The organism is Thalassotalea agariperforans (assembly GCF_053470345.1).
Map to the genome: position 1 here is coordinate 481,472 of NZ_JBQMWH010000001.1, position 18,831 is coordinate 500,302.

Genomic DNA, 18,831 nt, shown 5'->3' on the forward strand with positions numbered 1-18,831 from the left:
AATAACGTTAAGCTTTTTAAAAAGGTGCAGGGTAGCGTGCTAATACGCTATTAATATCCGCTAACGCTTCTTTGCTAAGTGGCATTGCAAAGGCCGCGATATCTTCTTTTAGTTGCTCCATCGAAGTAGCACCAATAATAGAAGACGTTATGCCATCAACCTGATCACACCAAGCTAACGCTAATTGTGCAGGGGTATAGCCATATTGTTTGGCGATATCAGCATATTCCGCAACTGCTTTATGAGCGTTTGTAGTATCTCTAAATAAACCATTACGTTGTTCAAAGCTCCAGCGACTGCCTGCCGGTCGTGCACCATTTAAATATTTACCAGAAAGCAACCCTGTTGCTAACGGTGACCAAGGTAAATAGGCAACATCTTCATGAACACAGTTTTCAATTAAGTATGGCCAATCTTTGGTGTGTAATAAATTAAACTCATTTTGAATGGATACCATTTTTGGAAGATTGTGTTGTTCACTTAATTTTAAATAAGTATTAATCCCCCAAGTAGAATCATCGGATAAACCACAAAAACGAATTTTTCCGGCATCAATACAATGTTGTAAACCCTGTAAAATATCTAACATGCCAGCGACTTCTTGGCTTTTATCAACATCGGTAAAGGCTATTTTGCCAGGGGCATGTTTGCCAAAATGTGGTGAGGTTCTATTTGGCCAATGTAATTGAAATAAATCGATATAGTCGGTTTGTAAACGTTGTAATGAAGCATCTACTGCTGCAATGATGGCTTTGCCAGTTATATCTGCGCCATTTCTGATCCAAGGCACACCACTACCTGCAATTTTTGACGCTAAAATAATGTCTTTACGACGATGTTGGTTTTTACCTAACCAATTACCGATAATGGTTTCGGTTTTGCCATAAGTATCCGCTGAAGGAGGCACAGCATACATTTCAGCGGTATCAATAAAGTTAATACCTTGCTCAAGAGCATATTCAATTTGTTGCTCTGCTTCTGCTTGATTGTTTTGTAACCCCCAAGTCATGCTGCCTAAACAAACTCGTGATACTGACAAACCACTTGCGCCTAATCGTGAATACTTCATTTTATGCCTTATTTGTATATCGCTTTAATATTTCTAACATGGGTATAGATTGTGTTTTTTAAAGGAATAAATGTAATTTAATCTAAAAGCTGCAGCCCGCTTGCCTTGTCTAAATCCCCAACTAACGACTGCAAAAATATAGCCTCGAACGAGTAAAAGTCCTTAATGGTTAATGCAAATGTTGTATCTGCTTTTAGCTGGTGCAGTTTTTCAAGATAATTATTTGATGCACTCGTAATGTGCGGAAAAGCGATATTTAAGTGCATATTTATCTATTTATAATTTTCGGTTTTAAATAAAAGTTATAATTATCATGCAATTAAAAAAGTTTCATAGTGTGGCATTGCCTTTGCTATTTAGGTGTAACTTGAAAAATATGTCGATTAGATAACAACGATGTTTATCTAAAAAGCGAAAAATTATGAACTTAGGAGTTGTATTATGAGTGGACAAGGCGGAATTAACATTTTCTCTTTTACGGGGAAAATGAAAATTTTACACATGAGCTGGATAGCATTTTTTATTACTTTTGCTGTTTGGTATAACTTTGCGCCATTAGTTTCAGTTGTTGCGGATTCATTAGGGTTATCTAAAGATGAAATAAAAACCTTAATGTTGTTAAACGTTGCTTTAACTATTCCTGCTCGGATCATTATTGGTATGTTAACCGATAAATATGGGCCTCGTTTAACCTACGCCGTGTTATTAGCGGTATGTAGTATTCCTTGTTTTATGTTCGCTTTTGCCAACAGCTTTGAGCAAGCCGCGTTATCACGTTTCTTATTAGGTTTTATTGGTGCGGGTTTTGTTATTGGTATTCGTATGGTATCAGAGTGGTTCCCAGCTAATGAATTAGGTACTGCAGAAGGTATTTATGGTGGTTGGGGTAACTTTGGTTCAGCTGCTGCTGCTATGTCATTACCTACGTTAGCCTTATTATATGGCGGCGATGATGGCTGGAGATATGCAATTGCTACAACGGGTGCATTAAGTTTGTTGTTCAGTGTTATTTGGTATAAAAACGTTACTGATACCCCTAAAGGTTCAACTTATTTTAAACCAAAACAAACTGGCGCAATGGAAGTTACTAGTAAAGGTGATTTCTTCTTATTATTGATCATGAAACTTCCTATGTATGGTGCTTTAGCGTTGTTAACATGGAAGTTATCACCAGCTGGCGTTAGCTTATTAACAGACACTAATGCTTTAATTGCTTATATTTCTTTAGCTCTGTTATTTGCGGTTGAAGTAAAACAAACCATTAAAGTGAATGGTCATGTGTTTAAAGAAGAAGTGCCAGAAATTCACCGTTATAAATTTAGACAAGTTGCAGTATTAAATATTCTTTATTTTGCTACTTTTGGTTCAGAATTAGCTGTGGTTTCAATGTTACCGTTATTTTTTGCGGAAACATTTGAATTATCTATGGTTTATGCAGCGATGTTAGCTTCTACTTATGCCTTTATGAATTTAATGTCTCGTCCTGGTGGCGGTTATTTATCGGATAAGTTTGGTCGTAAGAAAACATTACTTATTTTAACAGCTGGTTTAGCCGTTGGTTATTTTGTTGTTGCTCAAATTACGGGTGATTGGCCAATCGTATTAGCCGTATTAGCGGTTATGGCATGTTCATTCTTTGTACAGGCTGGTGAAGGTGCAGTATTTGCGGCAGTACCATTAATTAAGCGTCGTTTAACGGGGCAAATTGCGGGTATGACAGGTGCTTATGGTAATGTTGGTGCGGTAGTATACTTAACGGTATTAACTATGGTTGATTATTCAACATTCTTTTTAGTGATTGCAGCAACAGCTGTGGTAGGCTTTATTACCTTATTATTTATGGAAGAGCCAAAAGGTGCCATTACCGAAGTTCGTGAAGATGGTACCGTTGAATTAATTAATGTTAGCTAATTCAGAAAATACCCCGAATAAAAGCCTGTTTACACAGGCTTCTCAAACCAACCATAAGCCAGTTGTTGATTTACAATTGGCTTTTGGTGGTTTTTCAACTAAAGGTTTAAAAGCCGAAAACCAAGATGCTTTTGCCGCAATTGTTCCCGAAAAACTTGATTTACGTGCTAAAGGTGCTGTTGTTGCTATTGCTGATGGTGTTTCTAGTGCCAGTAAAGCAGCTGAGGCATCACAACTTTCGGTAACGCAATTTATTCAGGAATATTTTGCGACCCCTGAAACTTGGTCAACTCAAAAATCAGCAGCTAAGGTCTTAACCAGTTTAAACCAATGGTTATTTTCTCAAGGTGGCTTAGTTGATGATTTACAATATGATAATTCACCGCAATGGCTAACTACCTTTACAGCATTAATTGCTAAATCAACCACTGGTTATGTTTTTCATGTTGGTGATACCCGCTTAAGTAAATATCGCGGCCAAGAATTAGAAGTTGTTACTCGTGATCACAACAGAAAATCTGGTGGTAAACAAGTTTTATTGACCCGTGCTTTAGGGGCCGATCCGCGCTTAAAAGTCGATGTCCATGAAATTGATTTACAGCCTAATGATATTTATATTTTAACTTGTGATGGCGTGCACGACTTTCTCTCGCCTAAAGAGCTTAAAAAGCATCTTGCTGGTTTGTCAGCCTGCCCTGATAGTCAAGAGTTAGAAGCAACCTCAAAAGCGATTGTTGATCATGCTTTACTAAAAGGCAGTGATGATAATGTTAGTTGTTTATTAACTTTTATTGAAGCTACGCCCAATCGAAAACTTGATGAAATTCAACGCGATTTATTAGCAAAAGCAATTCCACCAGCGTTAAAAGTAGGCAATAAGCTCGATGGCTATTTGGTTAAAAAAGTGATCCATGCCAGTATTCGCTCTCATTTGTATTTAGTGGTGGATGAAGCAACGCAGGCTCCTTTTGTTTTAAAAGCGCCTTCGGCTAACTTTGCTGATGATCCTATCTATTTACAAGGTTTTATGCGTGAAGCTTGGGTAGGTGAACGTATTAAACATGGCAATGTTATGCGCGTAGAAACAGAGAAAAAAGAAAGTAAATTTCTTTATCATGTTTGTGAATACATTGAAGGGCAAACGTTAAGTGAGTGGATCCATGATAATCCAAAACCAACTTTGGCTCAGGTTAGGACTATTATCGAACAAATCATTAGTGCGTTACGTGCATTTCAACGTTTAGATTTAGTGCATAGAGATTTAAAGCCAGACAATATTATGATCGATCACTATGGTCATATAAAATTAATTGATTATGGCACTGTTTTTGTGGCGTCGTTGGATGAAAACCAAGAAACCATCAAAGAAGATGTCCCCCACGGTTCATTAAATTATATTGCCCCTGAAACCTTATTACATATGCGTTCTGATAATCTTAGTGATTTATTTTCGTTAGGGGTGATCTGTTATGAAATGTTGACTGGTGAATTACCATATAAGCCGATGCAGCGCGCTGAAGTAACATTCAAAGATTATAATGAGTTTAACTACCGTAGTTTAAAGCAATGTCGCCCTGACTTACCTCACTGGGTTGATGTCAGTTTACAAAAAGCGACAGCCGCTAATCCAAACAGTCGTTATCAGGCTTTTTCTGAGTTTTTTACCGACCTTAGTAAACCAAGCGTTAGTGCGGTGGAAGAATATAAAAGTCAGCCGATCATGCAACGTAATCCGGTGCAATTTTGGCAATCAATTTCTTTAATTTTATTCATTTCCTTAATCATATCATTAGCTATTTAGCACCGTTTTAGTGCGTTTATTGGTGCTGCTTTTATGGTTGCACCAATCATTAACAATAAGCACTTTGTTGGTACAATTTGTAGAATCTCTATATTTATAAGTTATTGTTTTTTTAGATTTTAAATTTTGGTTTGATTATTGCATTTAACTATCTAGCGATTATTAACGAATTTTTAGGACCAGTTTATGCTGTTTGGCCGCAAGCACAGAAAACCGATCACCATTCCAAGCAAAAAAGTAAAAGAATGGAAATACACCACTTGTAACTATTGTTCAACAGGCTGTTCAATTGAAATTGGTATTGATGACCAACAAAAAATAGTAACTAGCCGCGGACATGCAGGTGCCGATGTTAACCGTGGTAAGCTTTGTATCAAAGGCTTATTAGAACATGAGTTATTTGAAAGCCCAGGTCGTGGTACGCAACCATTAATGCGTGATAAGCATTATGAAGAGTTCCAGCCAACTACTTGGGACAATGCTTTAGATACCTCTGCCGCCAAATTTAAAGAAGTGCAAGAGAAGTATGGTCGCGACGCTGTTGCTATTATTTCTACCGGCCAATTGTTAACTGAAGAGTTTTATACTTTAGGTAAACTTGCGCGTGGTTGTATTGGTACCAATAACTATGACGGTAACACCACACTTTGTATGGCTTCTGCGGTAAGTGGTTATAAGCGTAGCTTTGGTAGTGATGGCCCTCCAGGTTGTTATGATGATTTTGAACATACCCATTGTTTAATGGCGTTTGGTTCTAATTTACCAGAGCAACATCCTATTATTTACTGGCGCTTAAAAGAAGCGTTAGAAAAGCGTAAATTCCCGTTAATTGTGGTTGATCCGCGCGTTACTATGTTAGCCCAGTTTGCTGATATTCATTTACCGATCACCCCAGGTACTGACTGTGTTTTAATTAACTCTATGATGTACGTCATCATTAACGAAGGCTTACAAGATAAAGCTTATATTGATGCACACACCCAAGGTTATGATGAACTTGCCAAATTGGTACAAGATTACGCACCAGAAGTAGCACAACATCAATGTGGTATTGATGAAGATACTATTCGTACGGTTGCTCGCATTTATGCCAAAGCACCAGCGGCAATGAGTATTTGGACTATGGGTATTAACCAATCTACCCATGGCTCAGATGGTGTTGCTAACATCAATAACTTGAACTTAATTACCGGTAATATTGGTAAGCCAGGCGGTACCTCGCTTTCAATTACTGGTCAATGTAATGCAATGGGGACACGTGAATGGTCTTCATGTTCAGGTTTACCAGGCTATCGCTATTTAGAAAACCCTGAAGATCGTCAAGAAATTGCAGACTTTTGGGGTATTGATCCTGAATTTTTCCCGAAAAAACGTGGCCTAGCAGAAACTGATATTTTCCCTGCCATTGAAACCGGTGAAATTAAAGCCTTGTGGATTGTCGCAACAAACCCAATGACTTCAATGCCAAACACTGGTCGTATTCGTAAAGCTCTTGAAAAATTAGAGTTTTTAGTTGTGCAAGATGTCTATGAAGATGTTGAAATGAATCAATATGCACACATGTATTTTCCGGCGTCTGTTTGGGCGGAAAAACAAGGCTGTCACACTAATACGGAACGTCGTGTTAATTTAATTGATAACGTATTGCCACCTTATGCCGATTCAAAACCCGATTTTTGGATTTTCAATCAAATGGCGAAACGTTTTGAAAACGGTAAAAAAATTAAATTCCCAGATAAACCTGAAGAAGTTTTCAATGAAATGAAGCATTTGTCAAAAGGTACAAATGCTTACGGTAATCAAAGAACGCTTGATATTTCAGGTATGAGTTACGAAAAAATCATTAAAGCACGTGGCATTCAATGGCCTTACCGTGAAGACAGTGAAACGGGTGAGTTAAAAGGCGAACCACGTTTATATACTGATGGTAAGTTCCAAACTAAATCACAAAAAGCGAATTTAATTTGTGTTGATTTTTACGACAACAATGAAAAGCCTTGTAAAGATTACCCATTTTGGTTGAACAGTGGCCGTGTTGTTGAGCATTTTCACACTCGTACCCGTACCGGAAAAATTGGTAACTGTAACAAATTTAGTCCAACGCCATATATGGAAATGAATCCAGATGCGGCAGCTGAATTAGGTATTGAGCACCAAAGTTATGTTCGCTTAACCTCAAAGCGTGGCGATGCTGTGGTATTAGTACAACTTACGCAACGTGTTTCTCGTAATATGGTATTTATTCCGTTCCATTTCCATGACTGTGTAAACAGATTAACGCTTGGTTTATTAGACCCTTACTCTCGTCAGCCAGCATTTAAACAAGGCTCAGTTCGTATTGAAAAAGTAGATCAAGACGAAGCTGCGCGCTTGAATGTTGAACGCCGTACTTTCTAATTATTACGCATTAATAATTAGAAAAGGTTGAATGAATCGAATGAAATTTGTCAGCAAACTTGTCTGGAAAGAAAGTAGGTAAAGTAATGACTAAAGAATTAAATAGTAGCTCAGAAAGTAAAAACACAAATGGTGTTGAAAGTTTTGACCCTAGCATGATGGTTGAAGGTACTGAGCAAGAAGGCCGTTCAGATCACTGGGAAGTACGTACGCAAGAACGTTCGTATGCGGTATTACCTGATCAGCCAATCAAAGATAAAAACCGCTACGGCCAACTGATTGACTTAGTTGAATTAACCGGCCAACCGGCAGAGCGGCCAATGTTTATTAACGAGAACCCAAATGTTGGTTCAAATCCAAATCGTAATAAACAACACGGTTTCTTCTTCACCGCAGATAACTGTATTGGTTGTCATGCTTGTGAAGCGGCATGTTCTGAAAAAAATGAAAACCCTGCTCACTTAGCGTTCCGCTCAGTGGGTTATGTTGAGGGTGGTTCATACCCAGATTATAAACGTATGAATATTTCAATGGCCTGTAACCATTGTGATAACCCTGTATGTTTAAAAGGTTGCCCAACGCGCGCATACACTAAACACGTAGAATATGGTGCGGTATTACAAGATCCTGAAACGTGTTTTGGTTGTGGTTATTGTACTTGGGTTTGTCCGTACAATGCACCGCAGCTTGATCCAATCAAAGGGCAAGTTTCAAAATGTAATATGTGTGTTGACCGTTTAGAAGTGGGTTTAAAACCAGCGTGTGTTTCTGCTTGTGTTGGTAATGCCTTAGATTTTGGTGTTGTTGAAAATACTCCTGAAAACCGTGAACAATGTAAAACGGAAATTCCTGGTTTTCCAACGCCAGAAATTACCCAGCCGAATATTCGTTTCCAACAAACGAAAACCATGCCGATTGAGATGACACGAACTGACTCTATGCCAGTGAAATATCATCGCGATGACAAAGGTAACTATAAGCCAGTTGTTGATCAAAAAGCAGGTAAAGCTAAACATTGGAATTTTGGTAAACTCAACTCACGTGAGAATCCACTTGTGTTATTTACCTTATTTGCGCAAGCGGCTTATGGTATGTTTTTAATTCCATTTTTAGGTTCGTTATTTGGTATTGAAGCGTTTGAAACTTTTGTCGCGTCAGACATGTTCTTACCTTTAGCGATTTTAGCTGTAGTATTTACTAGCTTTGCTTTATTAATGAGTGTTACCCATTTAGGTAAACCTCTACGTTTTTATCGTGGTTTTAATAACTTACGCTATTCACCAATGAGCCGTGAAGGTTTTGGTTTAGCAATGTTTTCAGCAGGTGCTGGTTTAACGGCTTTATTTGCTATTCCAAGTAACACTTTTGTTAATGAACTTTCAGTGGCTTGGTTAGGTTTAGACTTAGCTGAATTAACCAGTGGTTTACCGCTAGCAAGTTTTGTTACAGGTGCAGGTGTGTTTGCGATAATAGCTGGTTTTGGTGGTTTATATTACATGAATAAATGTTACCAAATTAAAGCGCGTCCATTTTGGAATCACTTACAAACAGCAACATCGTTTGCCGGTAACTCGTTATCTTTAGGGGCGTTATTTAGTGCCGTTGTTGTCTTGTCTACGTTATGGGCTATGGGTGCTGCAGAGCAAAGCATAGTGCAAGCTTCTTGTGTTTTTGGTTTAACTTTTGTGGTTGGTATGGTGATTGAAGCGTTAGGTTTAATTAAACATAACCATGACTTAAACCGTAACGAAAATGAAGGTGGCGCCGCTCACTACGTACAATGTACAACCTTTGGTAAAACTTATCTTTTCCGTAACTGGTTATTAGGTTTAAACATTGTTGCTGCTGCGAGTTTAGTTGGCTTACACTTACTTGGTTTTAATGATATTAGCTTAGTATTTATTGGCTTAGCCTTAGGTTTAATTAACTTTTTTACAGCTGCAATTGGTCGTGCTTTGTTCTACATCTTAGTCATTCCTACAACAATGCCAGGGGCATTTTTCTGGAAGAACAAAGGATTTGAACAACACGCTAGAGACATCGGTTTAGCTGATAATCCAGCGACTGGTGTTGCACCTTTAGCGCATTAGTAGCGCCTCTTTTCAATTTTTACAGCGTTGGTGAATATTCGTGTAGAAAACCTATACGTCATATTCACCGCCTTGTTAAAATAGAAAATAGTCAGCTACTAGCCTAAATAGAATATAATAAATGGCACTTTACTAGTGCCATTTTTGTTTTTACGTCGCTACGTAATTGCAAATGGTTGTATACAATTAATTACGAAGGTTTTTTTATGTCGTTAACATTAGATAATGTAATTGGTAAAACATGTTTAATTGGTTTGAGTTATTTTGATAAAGATGGCGAACTACTTAAACAAAGTATGTTAGGTGGTATGGTAAAGTCAGTTGATAAAGAAATGGGCATTACCATTGAATTAGCAACAGCTGAGCCGGTTAAAAAAGGACAAAAAGTGCCTGAGTTTTTGATCCCTTCCACGTTAACTTGTTGGTTTGTAGCACCAAAAGGTGATTTCCATACGAGTACTGAAGGTGTAAAAATTGTTAACCCTGATTATTTAGTGACTTGGGATATTCATCAAACCCAAGAAAAAAATTCTGTTGATGACGGACAGCAGCAATGGTGGGAATGGCTACCAAGAACGGTTGAGCCACAAGTAGGTTAAATTTTACAGTTTCAATTTATCTGCCATACTTTGTTTTAACCTTTCGTATCTATACATGGAGTTGTATATGCGACTTATTTCATTACTTATCTTAGTGTTAACTTGCTCTTTTTCTACGCGAGCATCAGAGCCAGTTCGTATTATTTCGGTCAATGAACCGCCAGCTAACTTTATTAATAAAGCGGGTTATCCTGATGGCCTTGTTGTAGATATTGTTCAAGCTTTACAAAACATTGTTGGTAATGAAAGTACAATAGAATTTACTCCGGAAGCTCGGGCGTTAAATATTATGGACAGCCAGGCTAATGTTTTATTTTTCAGTATTTCACGCACTCAATTTAGAGAAGACAAATATCATTGGGTAGGAAAAGTTTTTAGCAAAAATTGGCAAGTGTTTACCAAGAATGATTCTGGCTTGGTAGCTAGCTCATTACAAGATTTAGCTAACATTAATGCCATCGGCGTTGTTAGAGGTGATGTTCGTGAAGAATGGCTGGTCAATAGAAAATTTACTAATCTATATTCAGTAACTCAACATGATCAAAATGTGCAACTATTACTTTGGGGCAGGCTGCCTGCAATTGTTTATGAACAACAAGGGCTAACTTATTCATGTGAGCAGTTGTTAATAGATTGTGGGCAGTTCAAAGCTATTTATACCTTACATCAATCTGATGTTTATTTAGTGATGTCGAAAAAAACACCACAAGCAACCTTATTAAAATGGCAGCAAGCCTATCAAAAGTTATTATCATCTGGTGAAGTTGCTGCTATTTCTCAAAAATGGCATCAGCATTTATTAAATAACTTGAACATTGTCAGTAAACAAGAGGGCGATTTCCTGACCTTTTAATGAGCTGTATTATTTCCCATTTATACCTCACGAGAATTGAAGCTTTACCTTCTTAATTTCGTTATATGGTGAGTAGACAGTATTGGTAAATTAATATTGCTAAAGTGAAATAATTTAATTTGTCAGCCGTGGCTTTTATCCCTACAGTTAAAGGCTCAGATCACATCAATTTATTTTTACGTCAGGGTTATTAGTTTTTTCAGGTTTAAATTTTTTCGAGTTAAATAAACGGCTGGAAACATAATCAGCAATGATTAACCACCTCTAATACTAAGAGACCATTTTACTTAGGTGTAAGGTGTGCAATCCCTTTACTGGTGCGTAAAGTTATCATTTTATTTGCTGCGCACACCTCTGGTGCGATAACTTCTCCTCTCTAGTGCAAAAGCTCAGTTGTTATAAGGGTATTGATAATTATCTTATTGAAAAATAAAGGTAATATCATTTGGCACTGTGCTTGCAATATTCTTGGCATTACCTAGTTCCGCTATTAAAGCGGTATTTTAAAGAAGTAGGATGCAAGATATGAGCACTAGTGCACAACCCCAAAAAATCGTCGTAGTTGGTAACGGCATGGTTGGTCATCACTTTGTTGATGAGATGGCTAAACATGAAGGTTATGAAGTTACAGTTTTATCAGCTGAAGATCGTTTAGCTTATGATCGTGTTCATTTATCTGAATATTTCGCGGGTAAAACTGCGGAAGATTTAGCGATGACAACACCGGCTTATTACGATGAAATTGGAGTGAAGTTTTTCACTAATGCCAAAGTAACTAACATTGATAAAGCTGGCAAAACAGTAACAACAGAAGCGGGTGATACTTTCGCTTATGATAAGTTAGTAATGGCAACGGGTTCTTACCCATTTGTTCCGCCTATTCCAGGTAAAGAACGTGACCATTGTTTAGTGTATCGTACTATTCAAGATCTTGAAGATATTCAAGCATCAGCTAAAGCCGGTAAGGTTGGTGTTGTTGTTGGTGGTGGTCTTTTAGGTTTAGAAGCGGCTAATGCTTTAAAAGAATTAGGCTTAGAAACACATGTTGTTGAGTTTGCCCCACAATTAATGGGTGTACAATTAGACCAAGATGGCGGAGCTTTACTTCGTTCAATGATCGAAGGTATTGGCGTACAAGTACATACTCAAAAAGCAACTAGCGAAATTGTTGACGGTGAAAGCTGTGTTCACCGTATGAATTTTGCTGATGGTTCGCATTTAGAAACCGATCTTATTTTATTTTCAGCGGGTATTCGTCCGTACGATAACTTAGCGCGTGAATTTGATTTAAGTGTTGGTGAGCGTGGCGGTATTGTGGTTGATAACAACTGTAAAACCTCTGACGAAAACATTTATGCTATTGGTGAATGTGCCCTTTGGAATAACTTTATTTTTGGTTTAGTAGCACCAGGTTACACCATGGCCAAAGTTGTTGCTGATAACATTATTGGCGGTGTACAACAATTTACCGGTGCTGACATGAGTACCAAGTTAAAATTAATGGGTATGGATGTGGGTTCAATTGGTGATGCTCATGGTCGTACTGAAGGTTGTAAGAGTTATGTTTATTCAAACCAACCTGATCAAATTTATAAAAAGATTGTTGTTAGTGCTGACGGTAAAGAATTATTAGGCGCGGTATTAGTGGGTGACACTAGTGAGTACGACTCACTGTTACAGTATGCTTTAAATGGCATTGAGTTACCTGAAAATCCAGACGGGTTAATTTTACCAAGTGCTGGTGAAAAACCTACATTAGGTGTTGATGCTTTACCTGATTCAGCCACTATTTGTTCATGTTTAAACGTTACTAAAGGTGACATTATCAACGCGATTGATTGTGGCGCTGTTGATGTTGGTGAAGTTAAATCATCAACTAAAGCAGCAACCGGTTGTGGTGGTTGTGCAGCGTTATTGAAAAAAGTAACTGACCATGAATTAGAAAAACGTGGTGTTGAAATTAGCACCGATATTTGTGAGCATTTTGCTTATAGCCGCACCGAGTTATTCCATATTGTACAGGCTGAACAAATTAAAACGTTTGATGAGTTATTATCTCGTCATGGTAAAGGTTTAGGTTGTGAAATTTGTAAACCAGCAGCAGCGTCAATTTTAGCGTCTGTTTGGAATGACTACATCTTAAAACCTGATCATGTTTCGCTACAAGACACCAACGACATTTACTTAGGTAACATGCAAAAAGATGGCACTTACTCAATTGTTCCGCGTGTGCCAGGTGGTGAAATTACCCCTGATAAGCTGATTGTTTTAGGACAAGTAGCTCAAGAATATAACTTATATACCAAAATTACCGGTGGCCAACGTATCGATTTATTTGGTGCGCGTGTTGATCAATTACCGGCCATTTGGAAGCGTTTAATTGATGCGGGTATGGAAACTGGTCATGCCTACGGTAAATCATTACGAACAGTAAAATCTTGTGTTGGTAGTACTTGGTGTCGTTATGGTCAACAAGACAGTGTTGGCATGGCGATTCGTTTAGAAGAACGTTACAAAGGTTTACGTTCACCGCACAAAATTAAATTTGCGGTTTCAGGTTGTACCCGTGAGTGTGCTGAAGCACAAAGTAAAGACATTGGTGTTATTGCAACTGAAAGTGGTTGGAACTTATATGTAAGTGGTAACGGTGGTATGAAACCTCGTCATGCTGACTTATTCGCAACTGACTTAGATGATGAAACGCTAATTAAGTATATTGACCGTTACCTGATGTTTTATGTACGCACAGCAGATCGCTTAACACGTACATCAGTATGGTTAGAAAACTTAGAAGGCGGTTTAGAGTATACGCAAAAAGTAGTGATTGACGACCATTTAGGTATTAATGCTGAGCTTGAGAAACAAATGCAAGCGGTAATTGATACGTATCAATGTGAGTGGAAGACAACCATTGAAGATCCAGAGCAGTTAAAACGTTTCCGTCAGTTTGTTAACTCTGATGCGATTGACAGCAACATTGAATTTGTTACCGAGCGTGATCAAATTCGTCCAGCGCGCGGCGATGAGAAAAAATACGGCGTACAAATTCAAGCAGCAGACATAACAGAAACGGTTTAAGGAGCAGATAATGACAACAACTAACTGGCAAACTATTTGCCAAAAACAAGACCTAGTTAAAAATTCAGGTGTATGTGCTTTATTAGCAAATGAAGAACAAATCGCTATTTTCCAAGTGGGTGACGACAAAGTTTATGCGATTAGTAACTTTGACCCTTTTGGTAAAGCGAATGTGCTATATCGTGGCTTAATTGGCGACACTAAAGGTGAAATTTATGTTGCTTCGCCTTTGTTAAAACAGCGTTTTGTTTTAACCTCTGGTGCTTGTTTAGATGACGATGCCGTATCAATTAAAACGTATGATGCACGTATCGTGGATAATAAAGTAGAAGTGTTAGTTTAAAACTAAGCTTACTTTATGTGTTCGGGGTTCTCCTACATCCCGAACACACCTTTTTTCTTCAAATTTTAGCCAACCATTGTAGTAATAATGTTGTCGAGGTGGCCCATGTTTAATTTAGTAATGAACCAAACCGTAGCGCGCTTAAGTGTGTTTTCTCAAGCCGTTTTTGGTCGAAAAAGTGGTGTTAAGTCTCCTACGTTAACAGCACAACAACCGGCAAAACAAGGTTCAGTAACTTTAGTTGGGGCTGGTGCAGGCGATTTAGAACTATTAACCATTAAAGCCTATCGCTTATTACAAGAAGCCGATGTTGTGCTTTATGATTGGTTGGTGAATCAAGAAATTCTAACCATTTTACCTGAACGTACCGAAGCCATCTTTGTTGGCAAAAAAGCTGGTGAACATAGCATGAGCCAAGCAGAAATTTGTCAGCTGATGTTAAACCAAGCACAACAAGGCAAAAAAGTGGTGCGATTAAAAGGTGGTGATCCGAGTATTTTTGGTCGTTTAAGTGAAGAAGCACAAATTCTTACTGAACATCAAATTCCTTTTGCTATTGTACCGGGTGTTACAGCTGCTTCTGGCTGTGCAGCATATAGTGGTATTCCATTAACTGATCGCGAATGTTCACAGTCAGTTAGGCTAGTTACCGCTCATTTAAAAGATGAAGATGATCAACCACAATGGCAAAACATTGCAACCAGCCAAGATACACTTGTTTTTTACATGGGGTTAAATCGTGTTGAGCAAGTTGCCAGTCAATTGATTGAACATGGTATGGATGAAAACATGCCAATGGCCATTATTGATAAAGGCACTAGTACAGAGCAAGCGGTGTGCTGTGCAACGTTAGCTAGTATAGCAACCACCGAACAATGGAAACACTTTTCAGGGCCTGCGTTAATTGTCGTCGGCAAAGTGGTTGAGCGCCGTCAAGCTGTTGATCTTTCGTTATTAGCAAGAAGCCAGGTTACGGTTAATTAATAAGCTTATTATCCTAAGTTTAACTTTATTACACTTATTTCTTTTTGTACTTTTACTCCAAGCTTAATAACGAATCGCCTATAAGGTTTTTGTTAACACCGCAGTTAAAGACTCCGTTAATTCTTTAATATTAATAGGTTTAGCTAAATGTTTAACAAAGCCTGTGGTTAAGGCTTTTTCTTTACTGCGAGTGTCAACGTCAGCCGTTAGTGCAATAATTGGCAAGTTGCTAAACTGTGGCATTGCCAGAATTTGCTTGGTTGCTTCATAGCCGTCTAACACCGGCATTTGGCAATCCATTAAAATCACATCAAAAGCTTCTTCTTGGACACGTTCTACTGCTAATTGCCCGTTTTCAACAATAACCGCATTAATGCCTAAACGACTTAATATAGTTCTGATTAATTTTTGATTAATACGGTTATCTTCAGCCACTAATACTTTTAATGATGATATTGTTAGCGCTTGATTATCGTTAATATCGGCTGACGATAACATCGCACTGGTGTCATCAGTTTGTTGAGGAGCAACAGCTGATAGGGCTAAACAACAGGTAAAAGTTACCGTTGTGCCTTTCCCTTCTTCGCTAGCTATAGTGATATCCCCAGCCATGAGTTTGCTAAGTTCTTTCGAAATGGTTAAGCCTAACCCTGTGCCACCGAAGTTGCGTGATGTTGAATCATCAGCTTGTGTAAACGGGCTAAAAAGTTTATCAATGTTTTGCTGTGAAATACCAATACCCGAATCTTGTATCGTGATTTTTAACTGTGCGTTATCGGCTGATTGTTCAAGGCAGTCAGCGGTCATTGATACGCCACCATGTTTGGTAAACTTCATGGCATTGCCAGATAAATTCATTAAAATCTGTTCAATACGGGTTTGATCTCCTTTGAAATAAAGAGCTTTAGGAATGTTGTCTTGCAAAATCCAGGTGAGCTTTCTATTTGTAGCATCCACTTCAAACAGGCTGTGAATACGTGACAGTACTAAGTGAAGATCAAAAGGTTCATTTACTAAAAATAACTTTTCAGACTCTATTTTGGCTAAATCAAGAATATTATTAACAATGTGTAATAACAGATCAGATGAAATATCAATATTGCGAAGATATGACTTTATTTCATCTAAATTATCTGATGTTTTAGCTAGTTGAGCAAAACCTATTACTGAATTCATTGGGGTGCGAATTTCATGGCTCATATTAGCTAAAAATTGGCTTTTAGCGCTATTGGCATAATTTGCATCGGCAACGGCCTTTTCGAGTGACTTTGTTCTTTTTTGGACTAAATCTTCCAAAGCAAATTGACGATTATTCATTAATAATAAAGAGGTGATTATGGTGATAACAATGATCACTAATAATAAAAATAAGACAAGAAAGTCTTTATATTGTTGTTGTACTAAGTAGCGTTTATTCGCAAACAAAGTGATTTGCCATACTTGGCCAGCGACATCAAAAGTATGGGTATAGCCATCACCTTTTACGCTATTAAATATCCCATTGTTTTTAATATTTGAGGTGAAAAAGTCGTGTTTATTTTGCTCGGCAACTTGATAAAAGAACAATTTGTTTTGTTGCTCATTAATGGTGTTAGCAATAATTTTATTGGCTAAAACAACAGCGGTAACAAAACCTTTTAAGCGTTTTATGGTTTCGCTTTCTTTTACTAAATATTGTTCAAAAACCGGATAAAACAGCAAAAATGCTGGCTCTTTTTGTTCAGATTGTACTAACTGAATAATTTGTGTCGCTTGTGGTTGGTAATTAACCATGGCTGCGTTGAGTGTTGCTTTCCGAGAGGGAATACCATAAACATTTAAGCCAATGGCTTTACTGTTTTCCTCTTCCGGACTGATCAAGCGAACATAAATAATTGGATCTGTTTCGACTAGTGGATCTCTGTTGATTTTAATTTTTTTCTGGTAAATATTGGCAAGCTCAGCTTCATGTTGAATAACATCCGACTGATTAATCAGAGGATTCCACGACATACCTTTAATAACATTCGTATTTTGATGAATGCTTTTCACAACTCGATGAAATTCACTATGCGTTATATTTGGTGTGTTTTGTACAAAAATAGCGAGCTGCTTTAATTGATGAATGCTGTTATTTATTTGTCGGTGTAAGCCATTTTCAATGACTTCGGTCTCATTTTTAACTAACGCTTGCGCATTAATGTTTGAGTTACCAACAAAGAGTTTTGTTAACATAATAATAATTAAAAACAGAGCGCTAACTAACCATATTATGATCACACGTGCTTTATGTTGGCTGTCGGTTAAATCACCTAAATTTAAAATACAGAGTAAAAAAGGCGCGGCTAATAACACGCCTAATGAGTCACCTAACCACCAAAACACCATATTTAAAACATAATCGTTTATGCCATAAGCAGGGTTGAAAACACTTAAGGAATAAACGCCGATATTGGCTGAAATTAAATTTACCAAAATGCCAATGAATACGATGAAATAAATACTATTGATGGTTTTGGTTTGTTTGAATGGGTTTTTTAACCAAAAGTGCAATAAAGCGGCACCTACTCCTGCTTGCAGTGTTGCACCTAGAGCAATAAATAAGTTTTGTAAGCCAATATTGGAAAATATGTGTGCTAATTCAAAATTAGGTGTTACTGAACAATTAAAAATAAAGGACGCTAATAAAACGGCTGGAAAAAATCGCCACCACCATAAATAACAACCAACTAAAGCAATACCTGCGGGTAACCAAATAGGAACAACTTGGCTTTGAAAAGAAATAAGTGAGAGTAAATGGCCAGATAAAAAATAACTGATAAATAAAACCAGATATAAACGCCATGATGTCTGTAACTTTAGAATTTCTTGCACACTCATCCTTACATTTTATTCTCTTTAAACACAGTAAATTATATTAGCCGAGAGTCAACTAATTGTTAGTAAAACTTGTGATTAATTTATCACTACTTTTATTTCCTGAGCAGACCAAAGCGGGTGTTTAGCCATAACTTTGGTAAACATAACACTTTGCAAATATCGATTTAACCAAGCACGTAAGTTGGGGTAGGGTGATTGTAAATACCACTGTCGTTCAACACGAGCAAGCTGACGAATAAAAGGTAATATTGCTAAGTCTGCTAAACTTTCATGCTCGCCAATAACAAAAGCTTGCTGATTAAGTGCCTTTTCCAATATGTGAAGGTAATGCTCACAATTGGCACGGTAGTCAGTTAAGTTGGCTTCATGGTAACGCTTTGCACATTTGTATTGTTCTAAACAGGCTTTAAATTCACCATCAAAAAGCTGAATTAATGCCATCATTTGCGTGGCTAAATCTTCATTACTATCAGGTAGGTTTTTCAGTAATAGGTTGTCAGGATCATGTTGAGTTAATGCCCAGCGCATAATATCTAAACTTTCATCAATGACTTGCCCTGAAGGTAACACCAAAATCGGCACCGTACCTTTGGTTGAGGCAGCTAACATTTCTTCTGGTTTATCGGTTAACTTTACCTCACGTAATTCAACCCGCTGTTTTGCTCTAAACAAAGCAATACGCGCCCGCATCGCAAAAGGACAGTTTCTTAATGAGTATAAAATTGGCAGCTTTTCATCAGGCATGGGAGAGGTGACCACTGAATAAAAATAACTTAATTACTTTAACGATATTCATCAGGTAAATATACGGGTAAACTCACCGTTAATAAAAAAATTGAAAATTAAG

The 18,831-nt window shown here is 37.6% G+C and carries 12 protein-coding genes; 9 read left to right on the plus strand and 3 right to left on the minus strand.

Going from position 1 to position 18,831, the window contains the following annotated elements; all coding sequences use genetic code 11:
• Positions 1 to 16: 16 nt before the first annotated feature.
• Positions 17 to 1,069 carry an aldo/keto reductase gene (locus ACSLUO_RS02170; RefSeq protein ID WP_448245775.1) on the minus strand — a complete coding sequence of 351 codons (1,053 nt, stop codon included), beginning with the start codon at positions 1,067 to 1,069 and terminating at the stop codon, positions 17 to 19.
• 441 nt (positions 1,070 to 1,510) lie between these two features.
• Here ACSLUO_RS02170 and ACSLUO_RS02175 point away from each other — a divergent pair, with 441 nt between their 5' ends.
• The 9 genes from ACSLUO_RS02175 to cobA all read left to right on the plus strand — a co-directional run bounded on the left by ACSLUO_RS02175 (position 1,511) and on the right by cobA (position 15,125).
• On the plus strand, positions 1,511 to 2,980 hold the full coding sequence (locus ACSLUO_RS02175) for a NarK family nitrate/nitrite MFS transporter (RefSeq protein WP_448245777.1): 1,470 nt from the start codon (positions 1,511 to 1,513) through the stop codon (positions 2,978 to 2,980).
• Complete coding sequence (locus ACSLUO_RS02180) at positions 2,970 to 4,781, plus strand: bifunctional protein-serine/threonine kinase/phosphatase (RefSeq protein ID WP_448245778.1); 1,812 nt, start codon at positions 2,970 to 2,972, stop codon at positions 4,779 to 4,781. The genes ACSLUO_RS02175 and ACSLUO_RS02180 overlap by 11 nt, the downstream gene beginning before the upstream one ends.
• A gap of 186 nt (positions 4,782 to 4,967) precedes the next feature.
• The gene (locus ACSLUO_RS02185) at positions 4,968 to 7,178 is read left to right on the plus strand and encodes a molybdopterin oxidoreductase family protein (RefSeq protein WP_448245780.1); all 2,211 of its coding nucleotides are present in this window, start codon (positions 4,968 to 4,970) and stop codon (positions 7,176 to 7,178) included.
• A 155-nt stretch (positions 7,179 to 7,333) separates the two neighbouring features.
• Entirely contained in the window at positions 7,334 to 9,268 is a 1,935-nt protein-coding gene (locus tag ACSLUO_RS02190) for a DmsC/YnfH family molybdoenzyme membrane anchor subunit (protein WP_448246160.1), read from the plus strand.
• Positions 9,269 to 9,474: 206 nt separating this feature from the next.
• Positions 9,475 to 9,867 (plus strand): hypothetical protein, encoded by a 393-nt coding sequence (locus ACSLUO_RS02195; RefSeq protein WP_448245782.1) that lies wholly within the window; start codon positions 9,475 to 9,477, stop codon positions 9,865 to 9,867.
• Between the two features lie 67 nt (positions 9,868 to 9,934).
• Positions 9,935 to 10,720, plus strand: a complete 786-nt coding sequence (locus tag ACSLUO_RS02200; RefSeq protein ID WP_448245784.1) for a substrate-binding periplasmic protein — start codon at positions 9,935 to 9,937, stop codon at positions 10,718 to 10,720.
• Positions 10,721 to 11,245: 525 nt separating this feature from the next.
• On the plus strand, positions 11,246 to 13,798 hold the full coding sequence (nirB, locus tag ACSLUO_RS02205) for a nitrite reductase large subunit NirB (protein ID WP_448245786.1): 2,553 nt from the start codon (positions 11,246 to 11,248) through the stop codon (positions 13,796 to 13,798).
• A 10-nt stretch (positions 13,799 to 13,808) separates the two neighbouring features.
• Positions 13,809 to 14,141 (plus strand): nitrite reductase small subunit NirD, encoded by a 333-nt coding sequence (gene nirD / locus ACSLUO_RS02210; RefSeq protein WP_448245788.1) that lies wholly within the window; start codon positions 13,809 to 13,811, stop codon positions 14,139 to 14,141.
• Between the two features lie 105 nt (positions 14,142 to 14,246).
• Positions 14,247 to 15,125, plus strand: coding sequence for a uroporphyrinogen-III C-methyltransferase (gene cobA / locus ACSLUO_RS02215; RefSeq protein WP_448245790.1), 879 nt, complete (start codon positions 14,247 to 14,249; stop codon positions 15,123 to 15,125).
• 78 nt (positions 15,126 to 15,203) lie between these two features.
• On the opposite strand, the gene ACSLUO_RS02220 is transcribed toward cobA, so the two are convergent.
• Complete coding sequence (locus ACSLUO_RS02220) at positions 15,204 to 17,978, minus strand: ATP-binding protein (protein ID WP_448245791.1); 2,775 nt, start codon at positions 17,976 to 17,978, stop codon at positions 15,204 to 15,206.
• 81 nt (positions 17,979 to 18,059) lie between these two features.
• Entirely contained in the window at positions 18,060 to 18,728 is a 669-nt protein-coding gene (locus ACSLUO_RS02225) for a glutathione S-transferase (RefSeq protein ID WP_448245793.1), read from the minus strand.
• Between the last annotated feature and the right edge of the window lie 103 nt (positions 18,729 to 18,831).

Excerpts from the sequence above, each read along its gene's own strand:
- ACSLUO_RS02190 (WP_448246160.1), top strand. The coding sequence starts at position 7,334 with ATGATGGTTGAAGGTACTGAGCAAGAAGGCCGTTCAGATCACTGGGAA.
- cobA (WP_448245790.1), top strand. The coding sequence starts at position 14,247 with ATGTTTAATTTAGTAATGAACCAAACCGTAGCGCGCTTAAGTGTGTTT.
- ACSLUO_RS02180 (WP_448245778.1), top strand. The coding sequence starts at position 2,970 with ATGTTAGCTAATTCAGAAAATACCCCGAATAAAAGCCTGTTTACACAG.
- ACSLUO_RS02185 (WP_448245780.1), top strand. The coding sequence starts at position 4,968 with ATGCTGTTTGGCCGCAAGCACAGAAAACCGATCACCATTCCAAGCAAA.
- nirD (WP_448245788.1), top strand. The coding sequence starts at position 13,809 with ATGACAACAACTAACTGGCAAACTATTTGCCAAAAACAAGACCTAGTT.
- ACSLUO_RS02225 (WP_448245793.1), bottom strand. The coding sequence starts at position 18,728 with ATGCCTGATGAAAAGCTGCCAATTTTATACTCATTAAGAAACTGTCCT.
- ACSLUO_RS02175 (WP_448245777.1), top strand. The coding sequence starts at position 1,511 with ATGAGTGGACAAGGCGGAATTAACATTTTCTCTTTTACGGGGAAAATG.
- nirB (WP_448245786.1), top strand. The coding sequence starts at position 11,246 with ATGAGCACTAGTGCACAACCCCAAAAAATCGTCGTAGTTGGTAACGGC.
- ACSLUO_RS02170 (WP_448245775.1), bottom strand. The coding sequence starts at position 1,069 with ATGAAGTATTCACGATTAGGCGCAAGTGGTTTGTCAGTATCACGAGTT.
- ACSLUO_RS02200 (WP_448245784.1), top strand. The coding sequence starts at position 9,935 with ATGCGACTTATTTCATTACTTATCTTAGTGTTAACTTGCTCTTTTTCT.
- ACSLUO_RS02195 (WP_448245782.1), top strand. The coding sequence starts at position 9,475 with ATGTCGTTAACATTAGATAATGTAATTGGTAAAACATGTTTAATTGGT.